This window comes from Streptomyces sp. NPDC006450 (assembly GCF_040612195.1).
In the GTDB taxonomy this organism is placed as follows: Bacteria; Actinomycetota; Actinomycetes; order Streptomycetales; family Streptomycetaceae; genus Streptomyces.
Genome location: NZ_JBEXPT010000133.1, coordinates 1 through 17,521, shown reverse-complemented (window position 1 = coordinate 17,521; position 17,521 = coordinate 1). Strand labels below are relative to the sequence as shown.

The following is a 17,521-nucleotide window of genomic DNA, read 5'->3' as shown; positions in this document are numbered from 1 at the left end:
GCGCGGGGCGGGCGGCGCGGGGGGGGGCGCGCCCCCGGCCCGACCGGACGGACGGCGCCTAGGCCTTCGCCGAGCGCCGCGACGCGACGAAGCCCAGCACCAGGTCCCCCGCCAGGAACACCAGCAGGCTGATGCCCAGCATCGGTACGAACCAGCCCACGACGGCCGCCGCCGCGGCCAGCGGCAGCAGCACCGTCACCGGCAGCTTCCGCCACGCTCCGCGCGGCTGGGGGCGGCCGGCCGAGAGGGTGCGCTCCTTGGTCGGGCGGCGCAGCCACCACATGCGGTAGCCCCAGACGACCATGAACATCACCAGGACCGCGAGCGCGGCCAGGGCCAGCTGGTTGGCGAGCCCGAAGGTCAGGCCCATGTGCAGGTCGATGCCGTAGCGGGTCAGCTGGGCGAGCAGCGGGTGCTCGGAGAAGCGGAGTTCGTCCATGACCCGGCCGTCGGCGGGGTCCACGGAGACCGCGTCCAGGTGCACCGGCACCTGCTTGTCCTGCTCCTTGACCACGTACCCCTTGCCCTGGGCGGGCAGCGTGATCCGCAGCGACGCGGTGACCCCGGCGGACCGGGCCGCCGCCACCGCTCCGTCGATGCCGATGACATCGACCGGGGCGGGCACCGGCGCCCGGGTCCCGCCCGCCGCGCCGTGCCCGGCGTGCTCGCCGCCCGCGTCGGCGGCCGGTGCGCCGGGGAGCTCGGAGGCCACGGCCGGGGTGGTCCCGCCGAGGCCGTCCTTGAGTTCCCCGATGTTTTCGCCGGCGTACCTCGACCAGGTCAGGCCGGTGACGGAGAGTCCGACGAGGCCGACCACGATCCAGAGGCCGACCGAACCGTGCCAGGAGAGGGTCTTGCGGCGGCCGGTCGCCGTGCGGTCGGGCACGACGAGGGCGGCCTTACGGGCCCGCTTGCGGCCGATCCACAGCGCGAGCCCGCCGAGCGCGACCACCCACAGCCAGCTCGCGGCGAGCTCGCTGTAGTTCCGGCCGAACTCCCCCAGGTGGAGGCTGGCGTGGAACTCGCTCAGCCAGGCGCGCAGCGGCAGCGCGTCCCCGACGGTGGTGAGCTTCCCGCGGACCTCGGCCGTATACGGATCGACGAACACGGTGAGGGTCTCGCCGTCGGCGAGTCCCGGGCTCTCCATGATCACCCGGGTGGTGGCATCCGCCTCGGGCGCGGGCCATACGGCCGTCACCGAGCCCTGGGGCGCGGCGTTCACGGCCGCGCCGACCTGGGCGCTGAGCGGCTGCGCGTTCGCGCCGACGCGGTCGACCGTCAGCTGGTCGGCGTAGAGGATCCTCTCGGCCTGCCAGGAACCGGCGTAGAGCAGCCCGGTGGTGGCGGCGACGAGCAGGAGCGGGGCGATCAGCACCCCGGCATAGAAGTGCAGGCGCAGGAGCAGCGGCCGCAGGGCGGCCCAGGTGCCGGGCGTGCGCGCGGGAGCGGATCCGGGCTCGGATTTGGTGGGGGGTGCGTCGGGGTCCGCTGCGCGGACGGCGACCTCGTCGAGAGACATGGGTGTCCTAGGTGTGGGCGAAGACAGGGGTGAGCGGCCCCAGGTCCCGCCCTCGCCGCGAGGACGCGCCGTTCGGTCAGACGACGGCAGGACGGCCGGGGGCCGTGGTACGGATCCGTCCGCGCGCGGGCGGCCCGCGCCGCTCGGCGGTGTGCGCGTGCACGGCACCGCGCAGGGTGCGCGGCCGCGCGTACCCGGCGGGCCGGAACGCCCGCGCCGGCGGTACGGGGATCCCGCGCGCCCGGAGCAGGGCGAAGACCCGGGAGAGCGGCCGGGCGGCGAGCAGCGCCCCGGCCGCGAGGGCGGCGGTGAGCCGGAAGACGGCAGCCTCGCCCCGGGCCAGCCAGAGCGCGCAGAACAGCCCGGCGAGGACGTGCGCGGCGATCATGCCGAGCCCGTCATGGGCGTGGCCGGCGGCCATGTCGCCCATGCCGGCCGTACCGCCCATGCCCTCCATGCCGTGCATGCCGTGCATGCCGGCCATGGAGTGCATGCCGTGCACGGCATCGGCGGCCGCGCCCTCCCCGCCGGCATCCGCCCCCGTGCCCGTGCCCATGCCCATGCCCGTATCCATGCCCATTCCCATGCCCATGCCCGAACCCGCGTCCGCCTCGTGGCGACCGCCTGCCGAGGCGGAGAAGAGGAGGTGCAGGACCGTCTGTACGGCGAGCAGCGCCGCGGCAATGGGGAGGGGTCCGCGCCGGCGCCCGGCGGAGAGCCAGGCGAGCCCTCCGGTCAGCCCGAATGCGGACAGAAGCACCAGTGCGGGAAGGTCCGTACCGGACATGTACGAATGCCCCGCCGCACCCAGTGCGACGGCCACCGCCGCGAAGACCGCGGCCCGCGTGGCGCGCATCGGCGCGGGGCTGTGTGACATGACCTGGGAATGTTGCCACGGCCCCCCGCCTCGCCGAACGGCACCCCCGTGGCCGATCATGGTCCGATGAGCCCCCTGCCGTTGACGATCCCGTTGAGCGCGGTGTACACGGGCACGGTCCAGCTCGGGGCGTACGCCCTGGAGCGGCTGGACCCGGCGGCGCGGGAGCGACTGCTGCGCCGCTGCTCCACCAACGCCGGCAACCTGGACGCCTGCCGCTGGGAGACCCTGCCGGCCAGCGCCTTCCTCGTCGAGGAGCCGATGCCGCTGCCGTACGCCCTCCTGCTGGCGGCCGTCCTGGGGTACGCCGAGTACGCCTACGGGGCCTGGTGGACGGCGGCCGCCTTCCTGTTCGGGCACGTCACGGCCACTCTGCTGGTCTACGGGGTCCTCCGCCGGACGGCCGCCCCCGCGACCCGGCAGGCGGTGGACGTGGGCACCAGCTACGGGTTCAACACCGTGCTCGGGGCACTGACCTCGGCGCTCCCGCGCGGGCCGGTGCGCACCACCGCCCGGGTCGGGCTGCTGGCACTCGCCGTCCGGCCGGTACTGCGGCGGGGCCGGACCTTCACCGACACGGGGCACCTGGTGGCACTGGGCCTCGGCCTCGGGGTCTCACTGGCCGCCGATTACCTTTCCGGAGCGAAATCTCCGAAAATCATACGGATGACACGCGTCATCCAGCGCGCTTCGCCCTGAGTCATCCCTTTCTCTGATCATTCGATTCTCCGATCACGTTTCTCCGATCACGTTGGAGCCGCCACGATGACCGCCACCCCCGCCACGACCGTCGCCAACCTCCGGGACCTCGGCGGCACCCCGCTCGCCGACGGCCGCAGCGTCCGCCCGGGCCTGGCGCTGCGCTCAGGTCAGCTCGACCGGCTCGACCTCGACGTCGACCGGGCGGTGGCCGCGCTGGGCATCAGGACCGTCCTCGATTTCCGTTCCGGCGTCGAGCGCGGCGATCACCCCGACCGCATACCGGCCGGCGCCCGGCTGCTCATAGCCGACGCCCTGGCCGACAAGATGGCGGCCGACAGCACCGGCGAGGCCGGCCCGGGGAAGATCCCCGCCGCCCAGCTCAAGGACCTCCTGTCCGACCCCGTGGTGGCCGAGGAGCACCTGGGCGGCGGCAAGGTGCAGGCCCTGTTCGCCGGCATCTACCGCTCCCTGGTGAGCTCCGCCTCCGCGCAGTCCGCGTACCGGCTGTTGGTCACCGAGCTCGCCGACCCGCAGTCCGGGCCGCTGCTCTTCCACTGCACGGCGGGCAAGGACCGTACGGGCTGGGGCGCGACCGTGGTCCTGTCCCTGCTCGGCGCCGACGACGAGACGCTGATGAGCGAGTACCTGTCGGTCAACCCGGCGGTGCGGATCGCCTTCGCCCCGATGATCGAGGGCTTCACGGCGGCCGGCGGCGACCCGGACATCGCGCTGGCGCTGATCGGCGTCTTCCCCACCTACCTGGAGGCGGCGCTGGACGAGGTGAACACGCGCTACGGCTCGATGGAGAAGTACGTGCGCGAGGGCCTCGGCGTCCCCGACGAAACGGTCGAGGCGCTGCGCGCCCGCCTCATCGCCTGAGCCCGCCGGCGGGACCTTCCCGGATCCCGCGGGCCGGACCTGAGCGCTCCTCCCCGCGGGTCGGCCCGAACATGCGCGCTGGGACCCGGTGACCATCCGACCATTCGCTCGTTCTGCTGAACGTGACTGCGCCGGATACCGCCACCCGCCCCCTCCCGCCCGATGTCGAGCAGGCCGAGGCCGCCATCGTCGAGCACTATCCACGGCTGGTACGGCTGGCCTATCTGGTGCTGCCGCCCGCCCTCGGCCGCAACCGGCGGGTGCTCACCGCCCACTCGCTGGCCCAGCGCGCCCTGCCGCGCGGGCGGCGGGACGGGGCGGCCGCCGCGCAGGCGGCCGTGCAGGGCGGGGTTCCGGGGCAGCGGGGTGGGGCGGGTCCCGAGTCCGGGTACGCGTACGTGCGGCTGCGCGTGCTGCGGTCCGCCCTGGAAGCCGGCATCCCGCTGACGTTCCGCGCGCTGCCCCGGCGGGCCCAACTGCCGCCACTGCTGCCCCAGGTGTGGGGGCTGCGGCTGTTCCCGCGCTCGGGCGGCGCCGAGGAGCTGGCGCTCGACCAGTGGCTGGCCACCCTCGACGGGCCGGGCCGGGCCGCGTGCGTCCTGCGTGCGCTGGAGCGGCTGCCCGAGCCGGAAGTGCTGCGGGTACTCACCGAGGCGGGGGTGGCCAACCCGGCCGCCGCCGTCGCGGAGTCGGGCGACCCGTCGACCGACGAGCTGTTCGCCTCCCCCGAGTTCGACCCCTGCGTGCTGCAGGCCCGGCCCACCGACCTGCTGCGGCGCCGCCGGCTCGTGCGGGCCGGGATCGCCGCCGGGGTCGCCCTCGCCGTCTGCGGGGTGCTGCTCGCGCTGCCCGGCGGCGGGTGGGGGGACGACGGGGCCGCCGCTCCGCTCTACGCGAGGAACGCGGCGGCGGAGCAGGCCCTGGACCCCGGGCAGCTGGTCCGGGTCGCGCCCACGGTCTGGAACACGTCCTCCCGTACCGACTACTCCGGCTGGCCCGCGCGCGGCGACCGCGTCGACGATGCCGCGCTGCTGCGCCGGGCGCTGGCCGTCTGGGCCCGGCCGGGCCGCTCGGTCGTGGTCTCGGCCACCCCCGGCACCCCGTCCGGGCCGCCCATGGGTCCCGCGCAGCTGCTGTTCGCGGGGACCGTGGACCAGGCCGTCGTGGTCCTGCTGTACGACGGCCTGCGCGTGGTGCGGTACGCGGAACCGCGCTCCGGCACCGAGATCGCCGCCCTCGACTTCGCCCGGACCGACGGCGCTTCGGCGGACACGGCGGCGGCGCTGGTGCTCAGCCGGGTGGACGGCAACGTCCGCTATCTGGCGGCTCCGTGGGTGACGGCTGCGACGCAGCGGGACCTGCTGAAGCCGGGGACCGCCCCGACGGGTCTGGAGCTGACGGCGGAGGGGATCACCCCGCCGGTGCCGAGCCCCGCCCCGGACGGCACCTGTACGAGCTGGAGCGCCCTGGCCGTGACCGGCGACGGCGCGACCCGGCTGATCACCGACCTGGGCGAGCTGACCCCGGCCCGGCTGACCTCGGGGGCGCCGGGCGCCGAGCGGAACGTGACGGAGGGCGCGGAGCTGGGCGACTGGTCGCGGATCGCGTGTCTGCTGCCCTCGGTGCGCTCGCACGGGGTGCGCACGGTCAACGCGTGGACGTACGCGAAGCAGCCGTTGCCGGAGGGCGACGGCACGGCGACCTGGCTGTGCACCCGGGCGGAGACCTGGCAGGGCACGGCGGACCGGGTGCAGGCGCAGTTCCTGGCCCCGGGGGCGCCGCTGGCGGCGCAGGCGGCGAAGGCCGAGGGCTCGCCGGCGTGCGGGCCGCGGGAGCCCCGGGTGCTGGCCGGGGTGCTGTGGAAGTCGAAGGCCGGGCAGTGGTACGTACTGGCGGCGGGCAGTGCGCAGTTCGCTTCGCTGACCGTGGGCGGCGGTCAGGTGAGCGGGGTCGCGGTGGGCAACCGGCTGGCGGTGAAGGCTCCGGCGGGGGCGCAGGTGGAGCTGACGGGCAAGCTCACGGACGGCTCGAAGGCAGGGGTGTTGAGGTAGTCCCGGCCTGGCCCGGGGGCGGAAGGAAGTGGCGGCAGAGGGGTTTCCCTCCCCTCTACCCATCAGTACATTGACGCCATGTCTAATACGCCGCCCGCGTCGCCCGCCCCCGTGGCGTCGGAGCACATAGATCTCAAGGCCCGCAACGTGTCCTTCTCCTGGGAGGACACCCCGCTCCACTGGCTGCCCGGCGACCCCTTCGCCAACCACACCATCAACGTGCTGCACCTGCTGCTCCCGGCGGGCGAGCGCTGGTTCGTGCACGTCTACAAGCAGGTGCTCCCGTACATCACGGACGAGCGACTGCGCGAGGACGTCGTGGGGTTCATCGGCCAGGAGGCCATGCACGCGAGCGCGCACGACGACGTGCTCCCCCACCTCAAGCGGCTGGGTCTGGACCCGACGCCCTACACGGCGCAGATCGACTGGCTCTTCGAGAAGCTGCTCGGCGACCGGACGCTGCCGCCGGGCGGGGCCCGCACGTGGTGGCTGATGGAGCGCGTGGCCATGATCGCCGCGATCGAGCACTACACGGCCTTCCTCGGCAACTGGATACTCAACGCCGACGAGCTGGACCGGCGCGGCGCGGACCCGATGATGCTGGACCTGCTGCGCTGGCACGGCGCGGAGGAGGTCGAACACCGGTCGGTGGCCTTCGACCTGTTCATGCACGTGGACGGTACCTACCGGCGCCGGGCGCGCACCTGGGCCACGGCCTTCACCGCGCTGGTCTTCCTGTGGCAGCGCGGATCGCGCTACTTCATGGAACACGACGCCTCGCTCCCGCCCGGGTCCAAGGCCTCGGTGGGCCAGTTCTACCGCTCGGGCCGCAAGGGGACCCTGCCGTCCACGGGCGCGATGCTGAAGTCGATCCCGACGTACCTCTCGCGCACCTACCACCCCTCGCAGGAGGGCTCCACGGCACAGGCCGTCGCCTACCTGGCCTCCTCCCCCGGCGCGAACGGCGGTGCCCGCGGATGAGGCGCGCCCTCACGGTGACCGCGCTCGCGGGCGCCGCATGGCTGACGAAGCGCGCGATCGGCCGGCGCATCGACTCCGGATCGCCCCTCTGGCCGCTGCCCGCGCTGGAGACCCCGGTCTCGGGGTACTCGCCGCGCCGGTGGATCCCGGCGCTGATCGTCTCCCGTACGGAGCCCGCGGACGGGGTGCTGTCCCTGACGCTGGAGTCGGCGGAGCTCCCGGAGTGGGCCCCGGGTGCGCACCTGGACGTACAGCTCCCCTCGGGGCTGGTCCGCCAGTACTCCCTGTGCGGCGACCCCGCCGACCGGGGCCGCTACACGATCGCGGTCCGGCTCGTGGAGGACGGCCGCGGCGGGTCGCGCGAGGCGCACGCCCAGCTGGTGGAAGGCGCGGAACTCCCGGTCCGCCCGCCCCGCAACCGCTTCCCCCTCGTCCCGTCCCCGTCCTACGCCTTCGTCGCGGGCGGCATCGGCATCACTCCCGTCCTCCCGATGCTCCGGGCGGCGACGGAGGCCGGCGCGGACTGGACCCTGCTCTACGGGGGCCGCTCGCGGACCTCGATGCCCTTCCTGGCCGAACTCGCGCCGTACGGGGACCGGGTCACGGTCGTCCCGGAGGACGAAGCGGGCCTCCCCGACCTGAGCGTGCTCGGCGCGCTCGGCCCGGGGACCCCGGTCTACTGCTGCGGCCCGGCCCCTCTGATGGCGGCCGTCGAGGCGGCGGCGCCGGCGGGCACCCCGGTCCACTTGGAGCGGTTCGCCCCGGCCGCGGCCGGCGGGGACGCGAAGCCCTTCACGCTCGAACTGCACCGCTCGGGGCGGGTCGTGGAGGTGGCGGCTGCGGAATCCGCTCTGACCGCCGTCCGCCGGGAGCTGCCCAACACCCCGTACTCCTGCGAGCAGGGCTTCTGCGGCACCTGTCAACACCGGGTCCTGGCCGGGGACATCGACCATCGCGACACCCTCCTGACGGACGGCGAGCGCGAGGACTCCATGCTCCTGTGCGTCTCCCGCGCGGCCTCGGACCGCCTGGTCCTGGACCTGTAAGGAGCCCCCGCGGGGGTCCGCAGTAGGGTGGCCGCATGACAACCGGGGTGCGGCGCAGGATGGGTGTCGAAGAGCGGCGGCAGCAGCTGATCGGGGTTGCGCTGGAGCTGTTCAGCCACCGGTCGCCCGACGACGTGTCCATCGACGAGATCGCGGCGGCCGCGGGGATATCGCGGCCGCTCGTCTACCACTACTTCCCCGGCAAGCTGAGCCTCTACGAGGCTGCGCTGCGGCGGGCGGCCGACGAGCTAGCGCTGCGGTTCGTGGAACCCCGGGAAGGCCCGCTCGGGGCGCGCCTGCTCCGGGTCATGGGGCGGTTCTTCGCCTTCGTCGACGAGCACGGGCCCGGGTTCTCGGCGCTGATGCGGGGAGGTCCGGCGGTCGGCAGCAGCCGGGCCAACGCGATGATCGACGACGTGCGGCAAGCGGCGTACGAGCAGATCCTCGCGCACCTGGACGTCGATCTGCAGGCTCCGCCCGCCCGGCTGGAGCTCGTGGTCCGCTCGTGGGTGTCGCTGGCCGAGTCGACGGCGCTGATCTGGCTGGACGGCCGGCGGATCCCGCGCGCCGAGCTGGAGTTGCAGCTGGTGCACGATTTCGCGGCGCTGGCCGCGGTGAGCGCCGCCTACGACGCGGAGATGGCGGGCATCCTCGTACGGATCCTCGTGGACGAGCCGGCCGACGGGCCGTTCGGGGAACTGGTGGGGCGGCTGGTGGCCCTCGTCCCCGATGGACGCGGCCCCACGGGGTCCGGCCCCTCGGTGCCCGGTCCGCGTTGATCGACCGTCCTTGATCGAATAGCGCGCAATAATGCCCGCGTGATCATTGACGACGGGATCGTGTTCCGGCAGGCCGAGGAGAAGGACGCCGGCACGCTGGTGGCGCTGTACGACCAGGCCGCCCGCTGGATGGCCGCGCACGGGATCGACCAGTGGAAGCCCGGGGAGAAGGACGCCGCTCACTTCCGGGCGATGATGCGCGAGGGCGAGGTGTGGCTCGCCTCGGACGGCAACGGGCACGCCGTCGGGGCCTACGAGCTGTGGTGGTCCGACGAGGAGGCCTGGGGCATCCAGCCGCCCGTGGCCGGCTACGTGCACCGGCTCATGGTCGAACGCGAGGCCGCGCCCGCCGGGGCCGGCCGGCGGCTGCTCGAACACTCCGAGCGGCGCATCGCCAGGACCGGCCGCGAACGGGCGCGGCTGGACTGCGTCTCCACCAACCCCCGGCTGCTCGCGTACTACCTGTCCGCGGGCTACCGGGTGGTCGGGGAGTTCCCCCACAAGGAGGGCAAGGACGGGCGGGTGTACGGGGTGATCCTGCTGGAGAAGCGGCTGGATCAGCTCACGCTGGTCAACCCCGCCTGACCCGCCCTTGCCCGGTTCACCCCCGCTTGAAGACGGCCGTCGTGCGGGCCGGGACGGTGAACTCCCCCTTCGCCGGGTCGTAGGCCGCCTGGCGCACCACCGGATCCGTGCCCGAGGCCTGCACCGGGTGCAGGGCGTAGGCCGTGCCCGCGAGGGCCGGGACCCGCTGGGTCAGGGCGGTGGGGGCGGCGTTGAAGACCACCACCAGGTCGCCCAGGGCCATCGTGATCACGCCCGGGGTCTCCTCGGGCCCCGAGAGCGGGAAGGCCAGCTTCGCCTGGACCGCCTCGGTGGTGGTGAGGGCGAAGGCCGGTTCCGTCGTACGGATCCTCAGCAGGTCCCGGTACGCGGACGAAGCGCCGCCGATCTCCGCGCAGCCGGGTGCGGGCGCGGCCAGCAGGGGCTTCCCGTAGGGCCACTTCGCACGGTTGTCGGCCGCCGGAGGCAGGCCGCGACCGAAGCCGTTGCCGTCCTCGCAGTCCCAGTGGACGGCGTTGAACCAGTCCCCGCTGTCGTAGGAGTTGCGGTCCAGGGACTTGGAGCGGAGCAGGTCCGTGCCCGCCTGGGAGAGGGCCGGGCCCTGGGAGAGGGCGGCCACGGACATGGCCAGGACCTGGGCGCGGGCCCGGTCGGCCGCCCGGGTGCCCTCCGGGAGCTTGAACGCCAGGGCGTCGAAGAGCGTCTCGTTGTCGTGGGCGTCGACGTAGGCGAGCGCGTCGCCGGGGGCTGCCGCGTACCCGGCCGGGGCTCCGTTGTAGTCCACCTCGGAGCCCTTGACCGCGCGGCCGGTGGAGTCCGTGAAGGCGTACGCGGCGAGGTTGCCGGTCAGCCCGACCTTGATCAGGTCCTGGTCGTGGAGGAGCCGCACGCGCTGCTGCTCCGGAGTGCCGTTCGCCGGGGAGGCGTTGGGGGCCGTGAACAGGCCGGAGGCGAAGCCCTGGACGCGCGGGTCCTCGTCGAAGGGGCCGCCGCCGCGGACCGCGTCGCGGGCCCGGTCGGAGAAGGTGGCGATTCCCGTGCCGGCCATGTTCTGCTGCGTGGCCTGCACGAAGCGGGCGTCATCGGCGACCTCGCCGAAGTTCCAGCCCTCCCCGTAGAGGACGATCTTCTTCCCGTCGACCCCGTCCTTCTGGGGCGTCAGCGCGTCGAGGGCGGCGCGCACGGCCAGGATGTTGGCCTTCGGGTGGTGGCCCATGAGGTCGAAGCGGAAGCCGTCGACCTTGTACTGCTTGGCCCAGGTGACCACCGAGTCCACGACGAGGCGGCCCATCATGGCGTTCTCGGGGGCGGTGTTGGCGCAGCAGGTGGAGGTGGCGACGGAGCCGTCGGCCAGCAGCCGCTGGTAGTAGCCGGGGACGATGCGGTCGAGCACCGACTTGTCGGACTGGCCGGCGGCCACGGTGTGGTTGTAGACGACGTCCATGACCGTGCGCAGGCCCGCGCCGTTCAGGGACTGCACCATGCGGCGGAACTCCACCGTGCGGGCCGTGCCGTTCGGGTCGCTCGCGTACGAGCCCTCGGGGACCGTGTAGTGCAGCGGGTCGTAGCCCCAGTTGTACGCGTCCTTCGCGGCCGCGGCGGCCACGCAGGCCTGCTGCTCCTCGGAGTCGGGGGCGTAGACCTTCAGGTCGCAGGCGGGCTCGGTGCGGTCCCCGGGCTTCTCCGGGATGGTGCCGATGTCGAAGGCGGGCAGGAGGTGGACGTACGAGGTCCCTGCGGCGGCCAGGTCGCGCAGGTGGCGCATGCCCGCCGAGGCGGTGTCCGTGAAGGCCAGGTACTGGCCGGGGTGGGTGGCGGTGCGGTCGGCGACCGAGAAGTCGCGGATGTGCAGTTCCTGGATCTGCGCGGAGGTGAAGGGGACGGGCGCGGGCTTCTTCAGCTCGCGCCAGCCGGGCGGGGCGAGCTTCGGATCGGCGAGGTCCACGGCCAGGCTGTACGCGGAGTCCGTGGTCAGGGCGGTGGAGTACGGGTCGGTGACGAGGTTGCGGACCACCTGGCCGGTGCTCGGGGCCCAGACGGTGACGGCGTAGCGGTAGCGCTTGCCGGTCCAGTCGCGGTCGCCGCGCACCGACCAGACGCCGGTGGCGTCGTCGCGGCGCATCGGGACGGTGCGGCCGTCGAGTTCGAGGCTCACCTGCTGGGCGGTGGGGGCCCACACGGAGAGGGTGGGACGGCCGTCCTTGAAGACGGGGCCGAGCGGGGAGCCGGTCGTGTAGAGGTCGTCGAGGACCCCGGCGAGCTGGACCCCGGTGGCGGCGAGGACGGCGCCGTTGGCGGCGCGGGCACTGGCCACGAGCTGGCCGCGCAGGGCTTCGCGGACGCGGTCCCGGTCGCGCGGGTCGACCGTGTAGGCGGTGTACGCGGACAGGTGCGGGTACTTCGCCTTCTGGGCGGCGGTCAGCTCGGTCCCGGCCAGGCGCAGCCACTGGGCCCGGCCGGTCAGGGTGCCGTTCTCGGCCTTGACGGCGCCTTCGCGGGAGGCGAGGAGCTGGAGGGAGGCGGCGGCGGGCGGAGCGTTCCAGGCGACGGTGTCGCGGTCGATCCAGACGGCCTGGGCCTTGGTGAGGTCCAGGGCGGCGGCGCTGCCGGCGGGCTGCGGGAGGAGGTACTTCTCCTGGCCGCCCAGCATCCACACCTCGTGCCCGTTGCTCTTCAGGTCGAGGGACTGGTCGGACGGGAGGTCCTTCTCGTCGCCCTTGTGGAGGATGTAGCTGAGGCTGGTGGCTCCGGCGGCGAGGGGGACCTCGTAGACGGCGCCGTAGGAGTCGGTGCGGACGGGGAGGACCGGCTTGGACCAGTCGGTGGGCGTCGCCGCTCCGGTCCAGACGTGCAGGCCCCAGCCCTCGTAGGCGCCGTCGGGGCGCTGGTAGTGCAGGACGGCCTTCGCGGTGTCCTGCGGCGGGTAGGCGGGGCGGTCGGTGCGGGCGGGCTCCTTGCCCTGTTCCAGCCAGATCTCGCCGGTCTTCGTCACGTCGATGGTGCGGTCGACGGCGACGTCCTTGGTGCCGTTCTTGTCGATGACGAGGTAGCTGACGCTGCTCGCGCCGGGCTTGAGCTTGACGTGGGCGAAGGCGCCGTAGGCGTCGCGGCCGGTGAAGTCGTGGCCGGCGGGCCAGGGAGTTGCCTCGCCCTCGGCGAGGTCGCCCCAGGCGTAGAGCCGCCAGTCGGTGTAGTCGCCGTCGGGGCGGTTGTAGTGGACGACCGCGTAGTCGCGCTGGGTGGCGGTGGGGACCTCGGCGGGCGGGGTCTGACCGGTGGCCGATGCGGCGAGGGCGCTCGCGGTGCGGCCGGCGGAGTCGACGACCACGGCCTTGTAGCGCAGCGGGGTGCCGGCTGCGGTGGCAGGGTCGATGAACTGGGTGACCTTGTACGGGGCGTGGTCGGCGGAGCCGAGGACCTGCCACTTGTCCGTGCCGGTCTGGGCGGCGAAGACGACCCGGCTCAGGGGGTCGCCGGTGACCTCGGCCGAGAGCTCGACGGTGCCGGTGGCGCCGGGGGCCGGTGCCTTGAGGGTGAGGGTGGGCTTGGTGGTGGGCTTGGCGGCCGGGGTGGTGGCCTGGAGGACGACGGAGCCGAGGGCCGGGAGGGTGACGGTCAGCTTGCCGGCCGCGGAGGAACGGATCAGCGTGGCCGTGCCGCCGTAGAGGGCGGCGTACTGGACGCCGGCCGGGGCGTCGAGGTCGATGGTGCGGGGCGCGGTGGCGTTGTTCGCCGCGACCAGGTACTCGGTGCGCGTGCGGGTGTCGGTGCGGGCGAAGGCGTAGGCCGACCCGTCCGCGCCCTTGACGGGCCGTTCACTCTGAACGCCGTCCCGGAGGGCCGGGTGGTCCTTGGTCAGCTTCGCGAGAGCACTGATCTGCTGGTAGAGCGGGTGCGCCGGATCGTAGGCGTCGCTCGCGTGTGTGCGCGCCGTTCCGAGCTGGTCGTCGTCCAGGTAGTCGGCGGCCCGGGAGGCGAAGAGGGGCTGGCGGGCGTCCTTGTCCCCGCCCGCGCCGGTGAAGCCCTGCTCGTCGCCGGAGTAGATCACCGGATTGCCCCGGGAGAGGAACATCAGCTCGTTGGCGAGCCGGTACCGGTCCAGCAGTTCCTGCTCCCCCGCCCCCGGCCGGTCCTGCTTCAGGAAGGTGCCGAAGCGGCCCATGTCGTGGTTGCCGAGGAAGGTGACCTGCTCGTAAGCGTTCGCCTTGTCGGTGGTGTACCGGTAGTCGTCGCCGAAGACGGAGGCCAGCCTCCCGGCCTCCGCGCCCTGGGCGGCGTACGAGCGGATCGCCTCCTGGAGCGGGAAGTCGAGCGTGGCGTCCAGGCGGCCCTGGGTCACGTACGGGGAGGTGATCGCGGTGTCGGCGGAGTAGACCTCGCCGAACATGAAGAAGTCCTTGCGGCCGTGCCGGGCCGCGTACGCGTCGAGGGCGGTGGCCCACTGGGTCCAGAACCCTTTGTTGACGTGCTTGACGGTGTCGATCCGGAAGCCGTCGACGTCGTAGTCCTCGACCCACTTCTCGTAGATCTTCTCCATCCCCTCGACCACCTCGGGACGCTCGGTCCACAGGTCGTCGAGGCCGAAGAAGTCACCCTGGTCGGAGGATTCGCCGGCGAAGGTGGAGTCGCCCCGGTTGTGGTACATCGTCGGGTCGTTGAGCCAGGCCGGGACCTTCAGGTTCTTCTTCGCCGTGGGGACGAAGGGGGTGCGGGGGAAGGAGTCCCCGTCGGTCTTCGGGAACTTCCCCTCCCCCGCGGCATAGTCGGCGTCCTCGAAGGGCACCCCGTCCTTGGTCAGGTACGGGAAGGCCCCCTTCGAGAGGTACCCGTAGGACGCCTCCCGGTAGTCGACGACGTCGGCGGTGTGGTTGGTGATGACGTCGAAGAAGACCTTCATCCCCTTCGCGTGCGCCTTGTCGATCAGCCGCTCCAGGTCGGCGTTGGTCCCGAAGTGCGGGTCGACCTGGGTGAAGTCGGTGATCCAGTACCCGTGGTACCCGGCCGAGACGTCCTTGCCCGTCCCCTGCACCGGCTGGTTCTTGAAGATCGGCGCCATCCAGATGGCCGTGGTGCCGAGCCCCTTGATGTAGTCCAGCCGGTCGGTGATCCCCTTGAGGTCCCCGCCCTGGTAGAAGCCCTTGTCCGTCGGGTCCAGGCCGGTCTCCAGCCGGGAGCCGGTCAGGCCGCCCCGGTCGTTGCGCGGGTCGCCGTTCGCGAACCGGTCCGGGAGCACGAAGTAGAACTGCTCCCGGGTCAGGTCGTGCCGCGCGGACTCGGCCGCCAGCTTGGCGTCCGAGGGCGGGGCCGGTGGCGCCTTGGCGGCGGACGCCGCGGCGGCGGGCAGGGCGGGCAGGAGCGTCACGGCCAGGGTGGCGGCGAGCACTCTTGCGGCGCCGGCGAGGGCGGGGCGTATCAAGGCGGATCTCCTCGGGTACGGGACGGGGTGGGGCGGGAGGGTCAGTTGCGCCAGGTGTCGGTCAGCGTGACCTTGCCGTTGGCGGGGACCGTGGCGGAGCGGTTGGCTCCGCTCTCCCAGGTGACGTTGCCGGCGGCGTCCTTGCGGACGTACTTGTAGGCGAAGACCGTGCCGGGCGGGAGCGTGACGTCGAGCTTCCAGACGGGGTAGGCGGCCGGGTCGAGCTTGAGGGCGGCGCCGGTGTTCCAGGTGCCGAGCTCGGCGCGGTCACCGGTGACGTAGATGTTCTGGCCGAGCACGGTGGTGGCGTTGACGGCGAAGGAAGCACCGGCCGCAGCGGTGGGGGTCGGCGTGGGTGTCGGCGTCGGGCTCGGCGTGCCGCCCCCGCAGCTGCGGGCGCCCACGTGCAGGGCGACGGCCGTTCCGGCCCCGAGCGTGGCGCTGAACCGCCCGCCGGAGTCCACGGTCACGGCTCGGCCGCTCTGCACGTCGCAGTAGTCGCCGGCCGGGAGGGAGGTCTGGAACGTCCGGGTCAGTGCCGAGCCCTCGTGGTTGATCGCCACGTACGCCTTGGCACCGCGCCCGAAGGCGATCTGGTCGCCGCCGTTGTCCCACCAGTTCGTGACGGCCTGGCCGCGCGCGGAGTTGCGGAAGCCGACCATGGAGGAGATCTCCTGCCAGGCGTGCTGGCACTTCCACCCGTCGGTGTAACAGGAGTTCACCGTGCCGCCGTTGGGCGGTCCGGCGTCCCGGTCGGTCCACTCGTAGCCGGAGTGCACGTCCGGGGAGCCGTAGGGCCAGGCGAGCATGAAGACGTTGGCGAGCGTGTAGGCGGACCCGTTCTTGTAGCTGAGGGTGTCGCCGCCGCGCTCGGTGTCGTGGTTGTCGACGAAGACGGCGGACTGCCCTGCGGGCATGTACCCCCAGGCCTCCCCGAAGTTCTTCAGGTTGGCGAGGTTCTCGTTCTGGAAGACCCGCTTGAGGTCCCGCGCGTAGCGGAACTCCTGCACGTCCCCGCTCCCGAGGTACTCGCTCGGCGAGACCGCCTCGCCGGCCCCGTGGATCGCCTCCTGCTTCCAGTAGGCGTTCGGGTTCGTCATCCGGGACTTGATGTTGGCGAGGTCGGCGGCCGGCATGTGCTTGGCGGCGTCGATGCGGAAGCCGTCGACGCCGAGCGACAGCAGGTCGTTGAGGTAGGCGGCGATCCGGCCGCGCACGTAGTCCTCGCCGGTGTCCAGGTCGGCGAGCTGGACGAGCTCGCAGTTCTGGACGTTCCCGCGGTCCTGGTAGTTCGATATCGAGGACCGGCAGTCGTCCATGTCTGCGCCGGAGTAGATGCCGGGGTAGTTGTACTTCGTGTACGAACTCCCGCCCGTTCCGGTGCCGTCGCCGGCCGCCATGTGGTTGATGACGGAGTCGGCGACGACCTTCACACCGGCCGCGTGACAGGCGTCGACCATCGCCTTGAAGCCGGCACGGTCACCCAGGCGACCGGCGATCTTGTAGCTGACGGGCTGGTACGAGGTCCACCACTGACCCCCCTGGATGTGCTCCTGCGGGGGCGACACCTGGACGTAGCCGTACCCGGCGGGCCCGAGGCTCTCCCCGCACGCCTTCCCGACGGACTCGAACCGCCACTCGAACATGACGGCGGTGACGTCCTTCTCACCTGGGGCGGCGGCAGAGGCCTGGGGGGCGGGCCCCCCGACGACGGCGAGGGCGGCCACGGCGGTGACGGCGGATACGGAGAGCAGCGCGGCGGCGGCTCTGACGGCGCGGGCACGGGTGGGCATGGGGTGTTCCTCCTGGCGGAGAGGCGCAGGACCGGGTGGGGACCGGTCACGGCCGAGTTGGGGATTGCAGCGACCGTAGGTGCCAGGAGGAACCGCTGCAAGACCTTGCGCAAGAGATTGCAGAATTGTTTCGCGGAGCCACCGGCAACGCGCGGGCCGGTGCCTCCGCGGGGTGCGGCGAGGCCGGGTCCACCGGTGCGGGAGGAGGAAGTCGCAGTCGGGCCTGGACCGGCGGCTGGCGCGGCAGCGGGGCAGCGGGGGGCCTGAGTTCGGCGTAGGCGGCGCGCACCAGATGTCCGTCCACGCGCCGAGAAGAGTGCGTGGGTCAGACGGACGGTGGCAGGCATCATGCGTGGTGATCGACGCGCGAAGTCGATGCGCAGGTCCAGGTCGGCATGGTGCTGGATACGTCGGGACCGGTCCGCGATGGTCAGGTTCGCGGCGACGGCCGCGTGGTAGCGGATCTTGACCGGTGACCGAGCGCCTGCGACAGATCGACTACGTCCTGATCGTCTTCCCATCCCAAGACGGCCCGCAGACGCTCAGCCGAGTGGGACTGTGTAGCGATCGGTCGCGCCCCCCGACCCTGAGGGACTTCCCGTCCCCCTCTCAGTCGTGGTGGCGGTCGACGGTCACGGGCAGGGTGCCCAGACGCCCGGCCCTGGATCCTCGGACCGCCCCGCGCGTCCGTACCGACCGAGCCCCCGGTCCTGCCGGGGCCGGTACGGATGCCCTCTGACCGGAGAAGGCCCGGGCATCTCAAACGGGCCCGCCCCTCCCCACACTTCCCCCCGGCCGTTCCCCGGGGGGGATCCCGGAAGTCTTGTGGCGTTTCGGTGTGGGCCGGTCGGTCAAGGGTGGCCGAAGGCCATCGCGAAGCGACGCGACCAAGGGGAGCGCCCTTGAGGGACCGG

11 protein-coding genes are annotated in these 17,521 nt (G+C 73.0%); 7 read left to right on the top strand and 4 right to left on the bottom strand.

Annotated features, from left to right (window positions below; genetic code table 11):
* Positions 1 to 58 precede the first annotated feature (58 nt).
* A complete protein-coding gene (locus ABZY57_RS27940) occupies positions 59 to 1,519 on the bottom strand; it encodes a PepSY domain-containing protein (protein WP_356516529.1) in 1,461 nt (486 codons plus the stop codon).
* A 76-nt stretch (positions 1,520 to 1,595) separates the two neighbouring features.
* Complete coding sequence (locus ABZY57_RS27935; RefSeq protein ID WP_356516527.1) at positions 1,596 to 2,396, bottom strand: hypothetical protein; 801 nt, start codon at positions 2,394 to 2,396, stop codon at positions 1,596 to 1,598.
* Positions 2,397 to 2,462: 66 nt separating this feature from the next.
* Here ABZY57_RS27935 and ABZY57_RS27930 point away from each other — a divergent pair, with 66 nt between their 5' ends.
* From ABZY57_RS27930 to ABZY57_RS27900, 7 genes are all read left to right on the top strand, one after another.
* Positions 2,463 to 3,095 carry a rhomboid-like protein gene (locus ABZY57_RS27930; protein WP_356516525.1) on the top strand — a complete coding sequence of 211 codons (633 nt, stop codon included), beginning with the start codon at positions 2,463 to 2,465 and terminating at the stop codon, positions 3,093 to 3,095.
* Between the two features lie 66 nt (positions 3,096 to 3,161).
* The gene (locus ABZY57_RS27925; protein ID WP_356516523.1) at positions 3,162 to 3,977 is read left to right on the top strand and encodes a tyrosine-protein phosphatase; all 816 of its coding nucleotides are present in this window, start codon (positions 3,162 to 3,164) and stop codon (positions 3,975 to 3,977) included.
* A 122-nt stretch (positions 3,978 to 4,099) separates the two neighbouring features.
* On the top strand, positions 4,100 to 6,028 hold the full coding sequence (locus tag ABZY57_RS27920) for a hypothetical protein (RefSeq protein WP_356516521.1): 1,929 nt from the start codon (positions 4,100 to 4,102) through the stop codon (positions 6,026 to 6,028).
* 78 nt (positions 6,029 to 6,106) lie between these two features.
* Complete coding sequence (locus tag ABZY57_RS27915) at positions 6,107 to 7,009, top strand: metal-dependent hydrolase (protein ID WP_356516519.1); 903 nt, start codon at positions 6,107 to 6,109, stop codon at positions 7,007 to 7,009.
* Positions 7,006 to 8,055 carry a PDR/VanB family oxidoreductase gene (locus tag ABZY57_RS27910; RefSeq protein ID WP_356516517.1) on the top strand — a complete coding sequence of 350 codons (1,050 nt, stop codon included), beginning with the start codon at positions 7,006 to 7,008 and terminating at the stop codon, positions 8,053 to 8,055. The genes ABZY57_RS27915 and ABZY57_RS27910 overlap by 4 nt, the downstream gene beginning before the upstream one ends.
* Positions 8,056 to 8,090: 35 nt before the next feature.
* The gene (locus ABZY57_RS27905) at positions 8,091 to 8,834 is read left to right on the top strand and encodes a TetR/AcrR family transcriptional regulator (protein ID WP_356516515.1); all 744 of its coding nucleotides are present in this window, start codon (positions 8,091 to 8,093) and stop codon (positions 8,832 to 8,834) included.
* A 39-nt stretch (positions 8,835 to 8,873) separates the two neighbouring features.
* Positions 8,874 to 9,419: a GNAT family N-acetyltransferase gene (locus tag ABZY57_RS27900; RefSeq protein WP_356516513.1), complete on the top strand. Its 546-nt coding sequence runs from the start codon at positions 8,874 to 8,876 to the stop codon at positions 9,417 to 9,419.
* A gap of 16 nt (positions 9,420 to 9,435) precedes the next feature.
* Here the strand turns inward: ABZY57_RS27900 and pulA are convergent, their stop codons facing one another.
* Positions 9,436 to 14,760 (bottom strand): pullulanase-type alpha-1,6-glucosidase, encoded by a 5,325-nt coding sequence (gene pulA, locus ABZY57_RS27895; RefSeq protein WP_356516531.1) that lies wholly within the window; start codon positions 14,758 to 14,760, stop codon positions 9,436 to 9,438.
* A gap of 95 nt (positions 14,761 to 14,855) precedes the next feature.
* Positions 14,856 to 16,607 carry a carbohydrate-binding module family 20 domain-containing protein gene (locus ABZY57_RS27890; RefSeq protein WP_356516511.1) on the bottom strand — a complete coding sequence of 584 codons (1,752 nt, stop codon included), beginning with the start codon at positions 16,605 to 16,607 and terminating at the stop codon, positions 14,856 to 14,858.
* Positions 16,608 to 17,521 lie beyond the last annotated feature (914 nt).

What these genes read in the sequence shown, in the direction of transcription:
- ABZY57_RS27925 (WP_356516523.1), top strand. Translation starts at nt 3,162, where the DNA reads ATGACCGCCACCCCCGCCACGACCGTCGCCAACCTCCGGGACCTCGGC.
- ABZY57_RS27940 (WP_356516529.1), bottom strand. Translation starts at nt 1,519, where the DNA reads ATGTCTCTCGACGAGGTCGCCGTCCGCGCAGCGGACCCCGACGCACCC.
- ABZY57_RS27890 (WP_356516511.1), bottom strand. Translation starts at nt 16,607, where the DNA reads ATGCCCACCCGTGCCCGCGCCGTCAGAGCCGCCGCCGCGCTGCTCTCC.
- ABZY57_RS27910 (WP_356516517.1), top strand. Translation starts at nt 7,006, where the DNA reads ATGAGGCGCGCCCTCACGGTGACCGCGCTCGCGGGCGCCGCATGGCTG.
- ABZY57_RS27915 (WP_356516519.1), top strand. Translation starts at nt 6,107, where the DNA reads ATGTCTAATACGCCGCCCGCGTCGCCCGCCCCCGTGGCGTCGGAGCAC.
- ABZY57_RS27905 (WP_356516515.1), top strand. Translation starts at nt 8,091, where the DNA reads ATGACAACCGGGGTGCGGCGCAGGATGGGTGTCGAAGAGCGGCGGCAG.
- ABZY57_RS27930 (WP_356516525.1), top strand. Translation starts at nt 2,463, where the DNA reads ATGAGCCCCCTGCCGTTGACGATCCCGTTGAGCGCGGTGTACACGGGC.
- ABZY57_RS27935 (WP_356516527.1), bottom strand. Translation starts at nt 2,396, where the DNA reads ATGTCACACAGCCCCGCGCCGATGCGCGCCACGCGGGCCGCGGTCTTC.